The organism is bacterium (assembly GCA_040757115.1).
Taxonomy (GTDB): Bacteria; UBA9089; CG2-30-40-21; order CG2-30-40-21; family SBAY01; genus JBFLXS01.
The window spans coordinates 1-15,492 of sequence record JBFLYA010000084.1 but is presented as its reverse complement, the minus strand read 5'-3'; the positions used below and the strand labels follow the sequence as shown (position 1 = coordinate 15,492).

General features: G+C 36.6%; 12 protein-coding genes. 7 read left to right on the top strand and 5 right to left on the bottom strand.

Annotated elements, in window-relative coordinates; all coding sequences use genetic code 11:
• From AB1422_09195 to AB1422_09180, 4 genes are all read right to left on the bottom strand, one after another.
• The coding region (locus AB1422_09195; protein MEW6619488.1) for a hypothetical protein at window positions 1-258 on the bottom strand (258 nt) is incomplete at its 3' end.
• Window positions 259-448: 190 nt separating this feature from the next.
• Entirely contained in the window at window positions 449-1,207 is a 759-nt protein-coding gene (locus tag AB1422_09190; GenBank protein MEW6619487.1) for a dihydroorotate dehydrogenase electron transfer subunit, read from the bottom strand.
• A 45-nt stretch (window positions 1,208-1,252) separates the two neighbouring features.
• Window positions 1,253-1,888 carry a metallophosphoesterase gene (locus AB1422_09185; protein MEW6619486.1) on the bottom strand — a complete coding sequence of 212 codons (636 nt, stop codon included), beginning with the start codon at window positions 1,886-1,888 and terminating at the stop codon, window positions 1,253-1,255.
• A 716-nt stretch (window positions 1,889-2,604) separates the two neighbouring features.
• Window positions 2,605-3,555, bottom strand: a complete 951-nt coding sequence (locus AB1422_09180) for an ABC transporter ATP-binding protein (protein MEW6619485.1) — start codon at window positions 3,553-3,555, stop codon at window positions 2,605-2,607.
• Between the two features lie 508 nt (window positions 3,556-4,063).
• Here AB1422_09180 and smc point away from each other — a divergent pair.
• The 7 genes from smc (at window position 4,064) to AB1422_09145 (ending at window position 12,021) form a co-directional block, all read left to right on the top strand.
• A complete protein-coding gene (gene smc / locus AB1422_09175) occupies window positions 4,064-7,618 on the top strand; it encodes a chromosome segregation protein SMC (protein ID MEW6619484.1) in 3,555 nt (1,184 codons plus the stop codon).
• 179 nt (window positions 7,619-7,797) lie between these two features.
• Window positions 7,798-8,160 (top strand): clan AA aspartic protease, encoded by a 363-nt coding sequence (locus AB1422_09170; protein ID MEW6619483.1) that lies wholly within the window; start codon window positions 7,798-7,800, stop codon window positions 8,158-8,160.
• 96 nt (window positions 8,161-8,256) lie between these two features.
• Window positions 8,257-9,741, top strand: a complete 1,485-nt coding sequence (locus tag AB1422_09165; GenBank protein ID MEW6619482.1) for a sialidase family protein — start codon at window positions 8,257-8,259, stop codon at window positions 9,739-9,741.
• A gap of 296 nt (window positions 9,742-10,037) precedes the next feature.
• On the top strand, window positions 10,038-10,352 hold the full coding sequence (locus AB1422_09160) for a nucleotidyltransferase domain-containing protein (protein MEW6619481.1): 315 nt from the start codon (window positions 10,038-10,040) through the stop codon (window positions 10,350-10,352).
• Window positions 10,345-10,488 (top strand): hypothetical protein, encoded by a 144-nt coding sequence (locus AB1422_09155; GenBank protein MEW6619480.1) that lies wholly within the window; start codon window positions 10,345-10,347, stop codon window positions 10,486-10,488. The genes AB1422_09160 and AB1422_09155 overlap by 8 nt, the downstream gene beginning before the upstream one ends.
• Entirely contained in the window at window positions 10,437-10,772 is a 336-nt protein-coding gene (locus tag AB1422_09150) for a HEPN domain-containing protein (GenBank protein ID MEW6619479.1), read from the top strand. Before AB1422_09155 ends, AB1422_09150 begins: the two co-directional genes overlap by 52 nt.
• A 352-nt stretch (window positions 10,773-11,124) precedes the next feature.
• Window positions 11,125-12,021: a cation diffusion facilitator family transporter gene (locus tag AB1422_09145; GenBank protein ID MEW6619478.1), complete on the top strand. Its 897-nt coding sequence runs from the start codon at window positions 11,125-11,127 to the stop codon at window positions 12,019-12,021.
• A 468-nt stretch (window positions 12,022-12,489) separates the two neighbouring features.
• On the opposite strand, the gene AB1422_09140 is transcribed toward AB1422_09145, so the two are convergent.
• A complete protein-coding gene (locus tag AB1422_09140; protein MEW6619477.1) occupies window positions 12,490-15,243 on the bottom strand; it encodes a DUF192 domain-containing protein in 2,754 nt (917 codons plus the stop codon).
• Window positions 15,244-15,492 lie beyond the last annotated feature (249 nt).

The window sequence follows — 15,492 nt, the reverse complement described above, 5'->3', positions numbered from 1 at the left end:
TCCAGGGTAACTATTCAGCCACAGATGGACACAGATGAAACACTGAAAATTCGTGAATCGTGTCCGTTTTCCGTGTCCGTAATTAGGCTGAAGGCTGAAGGGTTCTTCTGAAAATCGGGACTCGGGATTCGGAGTTCGGGACTCGGGACTCGGGAAGGCTGGTAGCCACACGACCCATGCTCTGCATGGGTGCCCCGAGCCTGATTTCACCTGAACCATCAAACCATCAAACCTATTTTCATCTTCGTTTGTGCCCACTCCCTGTGGGCATGAGCGTTTCTCCTTCTAACTTTTATTTTCTATCCTTCTTGATTCTCTGCCAGTGGAAGAGATTTCCACCCCCTTAATCCCCCGCCAGCGGGGGACAACCCACCTCTGCCTTCTGCCCTCTGCTCTCTGCCTTCTGCTATTTATCCGTGCTAATCCGTGTTAATCAGTGGCTGAATAGTTAGCATAACACTATCTCCAAAGCACTAAATACCGGTCCATCTTTACAGACTTTTTTATAACCATCTTTCCCTTTTATCACACAGCCAAGGCACGCTCCGACTCCACAAGCCATTGTTGATTCTAAAGAGAGTTGTGTGGGTAAATTATTTTTGATAGCAAAATTTGTTATCGCTGGAAACATAGCAGATGGTCCACAAGCAAAAATGGTCGCAGGTGGTAGAGAGTTAAGTAAGTCTGTGATTAAGCCTTTGTATCCATAACTACCATCTTCAGTGGCTATCTGTACCGCAACTCCTAAATCTTTAAATTCCTGTTCGCAAAGTATACCTTTTTTTGTCTTTGCACCAATTAATACCGTTATATTTGAATAGTTAATTAACCTTTGCGTTAAGAAAAATAACGGCGCAATTCCCGCTCCACCGCCTACCATAACACTATTTTTCACCTCTGACTTATTTATCTTAAATCCATTACCCAATGGACCAAGGACATCCAATTCTTGTCCTGTTTTTTTCTCAGATAACAATGCCGTTCCTTTTCCTACCACCCGATACAATATTTCAACAGTCTTTTCATCCATTACCGCGTGAATACTAAACGGTCGTCTTAAAAGAGGCTCATAACCTTCGCTTACCTTAATATGGATAAATTGCCCTGGGATAGCCAGATTAGCTATCTCTTGTGAAGTAAAAGCCATTTTATAATATTCTGGGGCTATTTTATCATTTGCTACGATTTTGAATTTATCTTGAATCATCTTTCAAAAATCCCGTTTCCGGAGTGTAAAGTGGCTACCGTTCTATTAAAAGTCAAAAAATCTAACTTCTATGTTATTATCAATATTTATTTCTGCGGCTCGACCGTGCATCGCCGGGGCTAATTTAATCACAAGAGTTCTCCCTAACATCCTTTTTCCTTCTTGTTCATGGATATGGCCGCAGATATTCAAACAAGGTTGTCTGGTATCAATAATTTCTCTAATTGTCCTGCTCCCTACCTTAAAGCCCGGGCCAACTTCGTCCAATCCTGAATTAAACGGTGGGGTATGGGTCAAGAGAATAGTTTGATGATTAATCTCTAATTGACTTAACTCATCTTCTATTTTATTTTCTGAGTATTCTGTGGGGGTATCTGCTGGCGTAGGATTACTTCCGCCAAACCCGACAATATTATATTCACCAAGCTCCTTTCTTTTACCATGAACAGTGATTCTTTTTTCTTCAAGTAATTTTATGACATCCGTGGTATCCATATTGCCGTGGACGGCTAATGTCTGAAGCGGTAAAATATCAAACAAATCCTCAACAAAGGCAGTATCCCCTCTGTTGGTAATATCCCCGGCAATCAGCACCCAGTCCCATTTTTGCTCTAATATCTTCTGAAGTGAACTTAACACCTTCCGTTGATTATGAATATCCGCTAATGCAAGTAACCGCATATATTTATAACCTCCTATGCCTATCAGAACGCTCTCGGATAGAATTTACCGTTGATTTTATTAGATTTTCCGGTGGTGTCTGAAAATAACTCTAATAGTGAAATCTATGCAGATTTGGTGTCCAAAAGGGATTTCCTCCAAAGAGCAAAATGCAAAAAGCAAATATAAAAATTACATATCAAAATGTAAAATTATCTCTTTCCTTTCAGCGTTAAAATACTTGAAGCAAAGATATTACCAAATTCCTCCAACTCTTTGAGAAACCCTGTTACTTCCTCTTTGAAATTTGATTTGTAATTTTGCATTTTGATATTTATATTTGATATTTAATATTTGATATTTGATATTTATTTGTTGTCTCCCTCAAATCCTATTTTGCAGAACCCTATACACTATTTTAACCTTTATGCTAGATTAAGACACCACCAGAAAAACACACCCCTTCCCCCTCTCAAGAGGGGAATTTTTATCCGAGAGACTTCGTAATTGAATAATGTTAAGATTAACCATAGAAAAGGTTGAAATTAGGTAACCGTTCAGGTAGTCTGGTATCTGGGTGTCTAAGTGTCTGGGTTACATAGACTACCAGACACATAGACACCCTTTACGCAAAATTGTAGGATTTGTTACTATCCTGATTTCCTGGATGTTAACTGATTGCTGATACCTGATGGCTGAATGCTTACGAAATTAGAAATTGGGCTTTCACGCCCTGTTTAATTTCTTGAATATTTCCAGCATCTAACCCTATGAGTATCATCTATTTGCTTCATTGGTGGTTCCTCGAGAACACATTTTGAACTCGCAGATTGACATCGGGGATGAAATCTACAGCCACTAATTGAAGTAAAACTATCTGGAACACTCCCCGGGATATAAGGTAATCGCTCAGTTTTTTTCTCAAGTTTCGGAATACAATCTAAAAGTGCTTTCGTATAAGGATGAACTGGCTGGGTAAAAAGTTCATTTGTGGTTGCCTCTTCAACTATCTTACCGGCATACATAATCGTCACCACATCAGTCATTTGAGCTACAATACTTAAATCATGCGTAATTAATAATATGGACATATTTAATTTGCTTTGTAGATTTTTTAACAGCGCCAGAATTTGTGTTTGAATCGTTACATCTAAAGCCGTCGTTGGCTCGTCTGCAATTAGAATTGCTGGATTGGAAGCTATCGCCATCGCAATCATCACCCGTTGATTCATCCCGCCACTTAGTTGATGGGGAAAGTGCCTTTCAACCGCAGGCAAACCAACTAACTTTAGTAGTCCTTTGACCCTTTCTTCTGCCTCTCGATAAGGTAAATGGATTGCTTCAGCTATCTGATTACCGATAGTAAAAACAGGATTTAGAGATGAAGACGGGTTCTGGAATATCATTGATATTCTCCTGCCTCGAATATCTCGAATTTGTGTCTTAGAATATTTTAATAAATCTACTCCTTCAAAGTTAATCTCGCCTCCAACAATTTCTGCCTGCTCAGGAAGGAGTCGAAGTATCGAAAAAGCCGTTAATGATTTTCCACATCCTGATTCACCAACTAACCCTATGGTTTTACCTTTATCTATGCAAAGATTGACACCATCTATCGTTGGTAACTCTCTTTTATCAATAAAAAAGGAGACCTTTAACTCTTTTATTTCTAACAACTTTTCATCCATTTGAATTGCAACTTATATCATATCACTTTGATATTTAACTTGTCAACAATTTTTTTCCTTGACAGGATAGAAATTTAAGGGTATAATTCAAAAGTGGTAACTGGTAATTAATTAGTTACCAATAGTGTTTTGCAAAATAGGATTTGGGGGAGACAATAAATAAATATCAAATATCAAATATCAAATATAAATATCAAAATGCAAAATTACAAATCAAATTTCAAAAAGGACTTCAAGTATTTTAACGCTGAAAGGAAAGAGATAATTTTACTGAACTTTGGCAAAGATAGTTTATAGTTGATAGTTTATAGTTGATAGTTGAAGGACTATACACTATAAACTATAAACTATACACTATAAACTATAAACCATAAACTATAAACGAGTTTTGCATTTTGCTCTTTGGAGGAAATTGATAAAAATAGAGGTTTTAAATACCCATTTAAAAACTCCAGTTTCTTAGTTTTGCAGAACTCTAATTTACCAAAAATAGGGAGGGGAGAAATTAATGCCTTTTCTAAAAAAGCTAACCCTGTTTGGCTTTAAATCCTTTGCAGAAAAAACATCATTTGAATTTCGCGACAGTCTAACTGCCATTGTTGGTCCTAATGGTTGCGGCAAAAGTAATATTTACGAAGCCATCCGCTGGGTTCTGGGTGAACAAAACCCCTATCTTTTACGCTCTAAGTCAATGACCAATGTCATCTTCAATGGCAGTGAACAACAAAAACCACTTGGTGTGGCTGAGGTATCTCTTGCCATCGAAAATTCCACGAAAATCCTACCCATTGAATTTAATGAGGTCTCCATCACCCGCAGATTATTTCGGTCTGGTGAAAGTGAATATCTATTAAATAAAGCCCCTTGCCGACTAAAAGACATTACCCAATTATTTTTAGATACCGGATTAGGGCATGCGGCTTATTCTTTGATTGAACAAAATAAGGTAGATTTTGTGGTTAATTCTAAAGCGGCAGACCGAAGAGCAATATTTGAAGAGGCGGCAGGGATTGCCAAATACAAGGTTAAAAAACAAGAGGCAATCTCTAAATTACAACTTACTTCTCAAAATCTTATTAGAATTGACGACCTGCTAACAGAAATTTCCAGACAAAGAGATTCACTCTATCGCCAGGCAAAAAAAGCACAACGCTATCTTGAAATTAAAACGCAACTCCAAAACCTGGAAATAACCCTGTTCGAAGACGAATATAGAATTTTAAATGCCGCCTACGATGCCTGTTCAAAAGAATATGAACGAATCGCAAGAGACTCTAAACAGATAAACTCTAATTTAACCCGGCTAAATTCCTTGCTCACAGATAAAAAACTCCAGGTTAAGAACAAAGAAGAAGAAATAAAAAATCTTCAACCGATTATCTTTAATTTAGCCCAGGAGATTCAAAGGATAAATGGCCAACTTTTACAACAGAAAGAGAAAGAGGCTAATATCGATTCACAATTGGCTCGGATTGATACGGAAATCAAGTCCTCAAAAGACAAGATTGATAATTTAACTAAGGAAATTACTACCGAAGAAAAAAATAAAGAGGAGGCATTAAAAGAATTAGAACAAACCCTACAAAATTTAACCCAACAAGAAACTATTCTGTCTGAATTAGAACAAGAAAAAGAGAAAAAAACTACTCAATTAGAAGAGGCAAAGATTGAAATGATTGACTTTTTAAATCAACTTGCCCATATACGCAATCAGTTAAGTCAAGCACAAATAGAACAAAAGAATATAAAACTCAGGATGCAACGACTAATGGAGGAAGAAGAAAAGACTACCTTTAAAAAAGAGACTATTGAAAAAAACCTGGATAAACTAAAAAAACAGATAGACGAAGAAGAGAATAAAATAATTAATCTGAAGAAAAGGTTGGCTCAAGCACAATCTAAAAAAGAGATAACAACTCAAGAAGTGAATAAAACTGATTCACAGATAAATACACTGCGTGAAGAGATGAAGGTTATATCTGGCAGATTATCTACTTTGCAGGAATTACAGAAAAAATTAGATGGTTACTTACCCGGGGTCAAAACAATTCTTACTTCAAATAACCTACTCCCTGAAATTGCAGGGGTTGTGGTTGATTTGATAGATTTTGACCATAGATTCGAAAAGGCAATCGAGGTAAGTCTGGGAGAAAATATTCAAGCAGTAATCCTTAACACCACTACTCAGGCAGAACAAATAATCCCATTTCTTAAAGAGAAAAAAGCACAACGAGTTACCTTTATTCCGTTATCCGCAGTTAAATCCCCTACCATTTCCCGGAAATCATTTAATTCAGAAGGTGTAATTGGCTGGGCATTGGAGCTAATCAATTATGATAAAAAATTTCAACCTGCCTTTGAGTATCTTTTGGGAAATGTATTAGTTGCCAAAGACCTACCTACTGCCACTAAAATTATTAAAAACTCATCACAGCATCTTCGAATAGCAACCTTAGACGGCGAGTTGATAGACTCTAATGGCATTATTCAAGGCGGATTACCTAAAATTTCAGGCGAAAGTTTAATCAATCGCAAAAAACAGATTATGGAATTGACTAAAAGGCTAAGTAATCTTGATATTCAATTGAAAGGGTTAGAGGAAAAGAGATTAAAAGAGCAGTCTGAATTATCATCCATACATCTTGATTTGACTAATCTCCAGGTAAATATTCATTCACAAGAAATTATCGTCTCTAATTTAAAACGCGATTTTTCTCAAACAGGTGAAATTAAAGAAGAAAATTTAAGACAACTGACTTCATTAAAAGAGGAAAAGAGCAATTTGCATCAAGAACTGATTGAACTAAATGAGAAGATTAAAGAACTAAAAAGTGAAGAGGAGACTAAAAATACTACCAATGTTCAGAATGAATCGTTTATTTCTACACTTGTTCAAGAAGTCAAGACAAAAGAAGCCATCTTAAAGGATAAAATGACCACTGTAACTCAAATCAGGGTCAAGTTTGCTCAATTGACACAACTCGAAGAGAGTCTGACCCTGCAGATAAATAGGTTGAAGGATAGTCTAAAAGATTTAGAAAAGGAAATAGATAGATTAAATGAAGAGACAAATTGGCTACTGAAGGAAAAAGAGCGAGAGACAAAAAGGGAAATTGATTACGAAAAAGAGATTGAAGACAGGATTAAAGAGAAAGAAGAAGGGGATATAATCTTAAATAAACTTCAGGATGAAGACCAATTGTTACAGCAGGCTATTTTAAATATAGAAGAAGAGATTAAAACTACCCAGCAGAAGGAAAATGATACAAAAAATAGTTTGCATCAGATTGAACTACAATCTACAGAACATAAATTAAAGATGGAAAATATCACTAACCATTTATTACAAGAATATAAATTCTCTCTTTCACCGGATAAAGAACCGAATATGACCATATCTAAACAGGAACTATTAGAAGAGATAGAGAAATCCAGGCAAAAATTAGAGGCATATAAAGAGGTAAATTTGATGGCGCCAGCAGAATATGAGGAGATAAACAAGCGATTTGAATTCTTAAATTCCCAGCGTGAGGACTTAATTAATGCCAAACAGGATTTACAAAACTTGATTCAGCAAATCGATACAACATCACAGGAACTATTTGATAAAACATTTTCTCAAATTAAAGCCAATTTTGAAGAGATTGTTAAGAGTTTATTTGAAGGAGGAATGGGCACTTTAAGATTAACCAATGGTGCTTCTTCAGAAGAAGTGGGGATAGAGATAAATGTTCAACCACCCGGCAAACGCCTGCAAAGTATGTCACTTTTATCTGGAGGTGAAAAGGCATTAGTTTCTATCTGTCTATTATTTGCCATATTCCTGCATAAACCAAGTCCTTTTTGTGTCTTAGACGAAGTAGATGCGGCTTTAGATGAGGCGAATATTCTTCGGTTTAACAAATTACTCAAGTCCTTTTCTCAAAAGACACAATTTCTGATTATCACCCACAATAAATTAACCATCAGCAATGTTTCTACCCTCTATGGCATCACAATGGAAACACCCGGCGTGTCAAAACTTTTATCCGTAAAGTTAGTCAACGGCAACAATCAGGTGTAAATAAGGAAAAATGGGAAAGGGGGAAAGATGGAAAAGAAGAGAAATAAATAATTTTCCCCCCATTTTTCCCAATTTTCCCAATTTCCCTTTATTTCAAAAATTTTCCTTGACAAAATAACAACAATTATGATATTCTGATTTTATCTAAGAGCGTTCAATGTAAGAGGAGGTGACAAAAGATGGGAATGACACAAGTAACAGTAACTGTAAGTAATCCTGCTGACCCAGAACGACGATGGGAAGGATTATTTCTTGTAGATACAGGTGCTATTGATTGTATGGTACCAGGTAAGCACTTACGGGAAATTGGGATTGAACCAAGAGGTAAGAGAACATATGAATTGGCTGATGGAACAGAGGTAGCAATGGATATTGGTGGAGGACAGTTTGAGTTTATGGGTGAAATTGTATGGACAACAGTAATCTTTGGGAAGGATGATGTAGAGCCAATTCTTGGTGTAACAGCTTTAGAATCCGTTGGAATTGAAGTTGATCCACAAAATCAACGATTGAAGCGTCTCCCTGCTGTTCGCTTAAAATAGAAACAAGCAGAATTTTTAGATTTGTGATTTTAGATTGAAAACAACCCTGACCAATCTAAAATCGGCAATCAAAAATCAATAAGGAGGTATATCTCAATGAAAATCTTAAAGAAAAACAAAGGGTTAAAATTATGGGTGTTGGTGATAGGACTATTTTCAGTTACAAATCTATGCTTAGCTGATGAACCTGTCTGGGGACCGGATGTGCGGTTGACTTATGCTTTAAAGGAGTCTTATGAGCCAGCGATTACCTCAGATGCAAATGGGATACATATCGTTTGGTATGATTGGCGAGATGGAAATGCTGAGATTTATTATAAGCGTAGTCAGGATGGAGGAAATACCTGGGGACCAGATGTGCGGTTGACTTATGATTCAAGTTTGTCTGGGAATCCGGCGATTACCTCAGATGCACACGGGTTACATATCGTTTGGCATGATTATCGAGATGGAAATTGGGAGATTTATTATAAGCGTAGTCAGGATGGAGGAGATACCTGGGGACCGGATGTGCGGTTGACTTATGATCCAAGTTATTCTCAGTATCCTGCGATTACCTCAGATGCATACGGGATACATATCGTTTGGGAGGATTGGCGAGATTCTGAGATTTATTATAAGCGTAGTCAGGATGGAGGAGATACTTGGGGACCGGATGTGCGGTTGACTAATGCTTCACGTTTGTCTTGGCATCCGGCGGCGATTACCTCAGATGCACACGGGATACATATCGTTTGGATGGATTATCGAGATGGAAATTGGGAGATTTATTATAAGCGTAGTCAGGATGGAGGAAATACCTGGGGACCGGATGTGCGGTTGACTAATGATCCAAGTTATTCTCACTATCCGGCGATTACCTCAAATGCACACGGGATACATATCGTTTGGTATGATGAGCGAGATAGAAATTCTGAGATTTATTATAAGCGTAGTCAGGATGGAGGAAATACCTGGGGACCTGATGTCCAATTGACTGATAATTCAGCTGGTTCTTGGTGGCCGGCGATTACCTCAGATGCACACGGGATACATATCGTTTGGGTTGATTATCGAGATGGAAATTATGAGATTTATTATAAGCGTAGTCAGGACGGAGGAAATATCTGGGGAGCGGATGTGCGGTTGACTTATGATTCAGGTTGGTCTGATCATCCGGCGATTATCTCAGATGCAAATGGGATACATATCGTTTGGCACGATACTCGAGATGGAAATGCTGAGATTTATTATAAAAGAGGGACATTTTCCCCATCATTTGCTATTGATATTATCTTAAACCAGGACACATTTACCACCGGAGATACGGCAAGGATAGATGTCAGGGTAGATAATCCAGGTTCTGCTACAACGGTGGATGCAAAGGTTTGTATAAAGTTACCTACGGGTGACTATATTTCGTTGATAAATATGTATAATATTACTATTCCTGCAGGAGGGATTGGTCCATTAAATCTTCTTACCTACACCTTTACTGGTAGTGAGCCAGCAGGGCTATATGAAGTTCTGGGCAGACTACTCCATCCCATCACTGGCGACCACTTAACGACCGACATCGAAACCTTCACCTTCACGCCGTAAAGGAGTGGAATCAGACCTTGAATATTGAAATTTACTTGTTTATTTGAGAGGAATGCCTGCCAACGGCAGATAACACAAGCTAAAAGATTGACATCCAAATGCTATCGCACTTCTCTTAGCCTAACCGACAAAATGACGCAGAGCTCGAATCCCTTCGGGTTCGCATTTTGCGGGTCGGGGCTGAAACCAAAATGCCCCTTCGGGGCACTTCGCTCATCCGCACCCCGTTAGACGCCATTGGTCGCTTAAATAAGGAAGAAAGAATGTAATTAGTAAAAATAAAAGGGGGCGTTAAATTGATAGTAACCCAAGAACAGATAGATGAGGTTAAAAGAAGGATTGTAGAGAATATCAAGCCGGAAAAAATAATTCTTTTTGGCTCTTATGCCTCTGGAAATCCCACAAAAGATAGTGATTTAGATATATTGATAATTAAGGAAAGTAATCTTCCAAGGTATAAGAGAGGAAGAGAAATCCGAAAGTATCTTAGGGGCTTAAAAATTGCCATTGATTTACTGGTATATACTAAAGAGGAAATTCAGAAATGGAGCGATGTTAAACCAGCTTTTATAACAACTGTTATGGAGAAAGGAAAGGTTATCTATGGATAATATAACTCTACTGATTAAAGAATGGATTGGTAAGGCAGAGCACGATTTAGGGATGGCAGAATTAGCCTTAGAAAATAAGCCCGAATTACAGATTCTATATGTTTCCATTGCCAACAAACAGTTGAAAAATACTTAAAAGCCTACCTGGTATTTTTAGATATTAAATTTGAGAAAAAACATAGTTTAAGCTATTTGTTAGATTTGATAGGTGAAAAAGAAGAGATATCCGAGGGAATTTATGAGATGGTTGAAAAGTTAGAAGATTATGCTGTAGAGATTCGTTATCCTGATGATTGGTTTGAACCAACACAAGAGGATGTAAAAGAAGCATATGAAATAGCAAAAAAGGTAAAAGAATTTGTTTTAAATAAGATTAGTTTTACCAATGGATTAAATGAGGAAGCGACCAACAGCGTCTAACAACATGTTTACGCAAGGGTTAAAACCACATTTCTCCCTTTGGTCGCAATGTCGTAAACACGCAACCCGATAACCAAAATGACGCAGAGATTAAACCCCTTTGGGGTTCGCATTTTGGTTATCGGGGTGCGGATGAGCGAAGAGCTTCAGCCAGATGTAGTCCGGAAGTTTTTTCTTGAAATCGGAAGTGGCTCTGCGTCACTTCGGCTATCAGCGGCGGCGGTGGGGCACCCACGAAGTGGGTCGCGCTTGCGGGTCGGGGCTGAAACCAAAATGCCCCTTCGGGGCACTTCGCTCATCCGCACCCCGTTAGGCGACATTGGGGCGTAAGATCATTCAAAAGGAATAAGTTATGCATCTAACAGAAATACAGCGATGGCAACATCATCACTACTTTAATCAAGAGAAAAAATCTACTGAACGAAGAACGCTTTTTATTGTTCTTTTAACATTGTCAACAATGTTAATTGAAATTATTGCGGGTTGGGTTTATAATTCTATGGCCCTGTTTGCTGATGGATGGCATATGAGTACACATGCGACTGCATTAAGTATTTCTTTAATTGCATACATTCTTGCGAGAAAACATGCAAATGATAAAAGATTCGCTTTTGGTACCTGGAAAATCGAAATATTAGGTGCTTATACAAATGCAGTTCTTTTAGGAATAGTTGGTTTATTCGTTTTAGGAAAATCTATTGAACGAATTTTCAAACCGATGGAAATTATTTATGATTATGCATTAATAGTGGCGTTTGTCGGTTTAATAGTAAACATAGTTAGCGCACTAATACTGCAATATAACCCTGCTCACCACAATCACGAAAAAGACCTTAATTTACAATCTGCCTATATCCATGTCATTACAGATGCATTAACCTCCATATTTGCCATTATAGCTCTACTCGGAACGAAATATTATCACTGGAATTGGCTTGATCCATTCGTAGGAATAATTGGTTCATTTTTAATATTTAGATGGACACTTATGCTTATTAAAGATACCTCTGGCATTTTATTAGATAGAGAGATGGATTCTCCGCTCATTAAAGAAATAACAGAAATAATAGAATCTGATGGTGATAGTAAAATTAGCGATTTACATTTTTGGAGAGTAGCACAAAACAAATATGCATGTATTTTAAGCATTGTTGCTAAGAATCCCTGCTCAATAATTGCTTATAAAAATAAATTAAAAGGAATTGATGGATTAGCGCATATAACTATAGAAATAAATCACTGCAAATGAATTATGCCCCAACATCGCCTAACAGACGCATATCTGGCTCCGTGCCTTCGGCACTTTGCCCAAATTCCTCGCTCCGCTCGGAACTTCAGATACGCTCAGCCGTTAGGCGTAATCATGGAGGAGGATAATATAAATAACAATGCAAAACATTTGTGGGAGATGCTGCAAAGGCAAACTATCGCCCTTAATCAACTCTTAAGAAGGTGAGAGCGATAGCACTTATTAATCGAAATTTGACATAGATATGGCTCTGAAATTCCAAATCACAAATTCCAAATTCCATTTAGTGAATTAGTGAATTAAGCGAATTAGCGAATTAGTAAAATCTAATCTCTAATTCACTAATCTCTAATTCGCTTTTTGGTATGTGGAATTTGGTGCTTATTTGAGATTTGGTGCTTGGGATTTGGGATTTTTTACTTATCCACTCTGAGGAAAGTTTTGACTAATAACTGCTATAGGACACGATTATATTCCTTCTTTAAAGATAATAATATCCGATAACTCTATACCATTATTTTTTATTGTTCCTTGAGGGAGTTCTAAGACATATTTTGCTGGGGCATCTGGGGTGTATATTTTCCAGGTGCTTGTGTCGGCAAGTTTAACTGGTGGTAAATTTTCCATCAAATCTACTACCTTAAAATTGGGGTCTAAAAACACAGCATCTATAGGGAACTGCACAAAAAAGGTGTGAATAGGGGATTTTATTCCAGAAGATGCCGCAAATTCTATGACTAAAGGTTGTGTCTCTTTAGCGAACATTAGTCCTTTTAATCTTTTTAAAAAGGTTCTTGCCACTTTTATTTTACCAATAATGGGTTTATTTTTAGTTATATTATATGCGGAAACCTGTTCTAAATACTCAATCGCCATAATTGATTCTTTAATCATTGAGGCATGTTCTTCTCCTTGCCATAATAATTCATATATTCCACGTTTCTGGCTTTCCTCTCCTTCTAATTTTCGAGAGCCATAATATCGAAATCTAACTGTCTTATCCTTACCATGCACGGCTTTGTATGCATTTTCAATAACTAATATTTGTCCTGCTCTGGTCAATTCACCTATTTTAGTGGCTAAAATTTTCACTCTATCTATTGATTCTCCATGGTGTTTAGTCGATACAGCAAGTTTTAAAGAGACCTTTCGTGAAGGCTGACGGAGGTTATATTCATCTATGGCACTTTGCATTTTGACCGTAGCATAAAGTGCCTCTTTTGGGCCATCAAAGGTAGCAATGGTTACTTCTTCTTCCATTTCATCAACTTCACCATGTTCTGTTTCTATAATAGGTCTCAGGGTATTATTAAAAACCTGGTTGATAATTACTGATTTAGCTTCATCTAATTGTATCCCCAGCCCTTCAACGGCTCGAGTCAGGTTTATATAGACCAGGGTTAAATTCTCTGTCGGAATTATCTTCCTTTCTTCTTCTTGAGGTATAATTTCTGTAATTTCAGATAGTTGAGGCGGAATCTCTTCTACTTCTTTTATCCCTTTAATCTCTTCCAGTTCGATTTTGATATCTTCTTTTTCTCTTCTTTCTATTTCAATGAGGGCTTCAAAGGCGGCATTATAAACAGATGGATTTTCATCCTCTAAAAGCCGTCTAATGTGAGCGATTGCTTCTTTACCGCACATTCTACCCATTGATTTAGCCGATTTCTCCCTTCGAATCCAATCTTCATCTTTTAATTGCTCAATCAAAGATTCTATTGTCGTTGAAGCTATTTCCTCACCTAAAATCTGAGTTAAGAGATAAATAGATTCTCGTTGATTATGCCAATATTTATCTACTGTATTAGTTAAAAGTTGATTAATAATTTCTTGTCTGGTATCTTCCTTTACCATATTTCCTATAAGACATTTACCTGCAACAAATAATGGATTACGAAACTCATAGGGAGTTTTGACAATTGCTTGAATTAATCTACTGGCATCTGGCTCTTCGAGATTTGAACTTAAGAAAGTCAAGACATCTTCCCACTTAGGATGAGTAAAAGTCCCTGAAATATCTACACCTCCCAAAAACAACTCTTTTAACTTCAATGAAGCGAAATACTCACGAAATGATTGATAGAAAAACTTTACCTCCCCATCTTGCATCTTCAAAAATCCTAATTGACTACATAATTTTAAAATCTCATCTTTAGCCAGCCGATTATATTTATGCTTGATAATAAAATTGGCAATTATATCTAAAACCTTCTCTTCCTCAAGAACAGTTTCATCATCTACTTGCAAATCAAATCCTAACTCACTCAGGATAGCATTTATTAACTCTTTTTCTATATTAGTTAGTCGTCCTATTTTTTCAAACAAATCGTATAAGCAATTGATATACTGCGAATAAATCCGGGTTTTATTTATTGGGATTTCTTTAAATCGAGTAAATACAGGAATGATTAAAAGTAACATTAGAGGTGTAGTTTCTTCAAACTGAGGCAATTTTTGTATTTGGGCTAATATTTCATCTTTTTTACTTGTATCTTTGACATAATGTGCCAGATATTCGGCAATCTTTTCCCTGGTTAATTCGGCTAATTCTATTATTTTATAAGTAGGTGGAAAATTGGTATAACGCACCCCTTTACGGCAACTTAAAAGGTAGATATTTTTGGGATATTTATTAATAAATTTCTGGATAGAAGTAATTGGGTCAAAATCTTCAGTTTTAACTCCTAATAGGTCTAATCCATCAAACAAAAATAAGAATTTACCTGATTCAAAACCAGGAATTAATTCCTCAAAACTACATTCTAAATTATGAGATTTTAAATACTGGAGTAAAAATCCATCTATCTCTATCTTTTTATGATAAGTGGCTAAATCTATATAGACCGGAATTTTAGATTTGAGAATATCACCTGTGGTATTGATTTCTTCAATAGCCTGCTGTCCATATACCAGAGTAATCCACTTAAGCAATGTTGTCTTTCCTGAGCCTGATTCTCCAATCAAAATCACCCGTCTGACTTTTGTTTCGAGCAATTCTGTTATCATATCTTTGGTTTTAAACTCGTATTTATTCCTTTTAAATCGAGATTGGAGAATATCTTTATCTTCTATTGAGGCTTTTTCTAATATCCTCTTCTCAACTTCAGGCGTAATAGATAATTCCTCAAGCACCTCTTCCGCATTTAATGGAATGTAAAGCCGTTGCCACTTATTAATTTCTTCATCGTTTAAAATATTTTCTAAATAAGATTTAAAATTCATTGTTCCTCTCCTTTTCTTATCGTAACCGTTCAGGCTATATATCAAAAGTGTAAGAAAGGGGATAAGGAGATAAGAGTGATATGGAGATAAGATAATAGAAAAATAGATTGAAATTTATAGAGATAGGTAGAAATTGATTGTGGAAAACAACAAATTTCCATAAATTTCTATTAGTTTCTATTAATTTCAATTTTTTTAATAATATCTCCCTATCTCCTTAATCTCCACATCTCCTTTTGTTACACCACC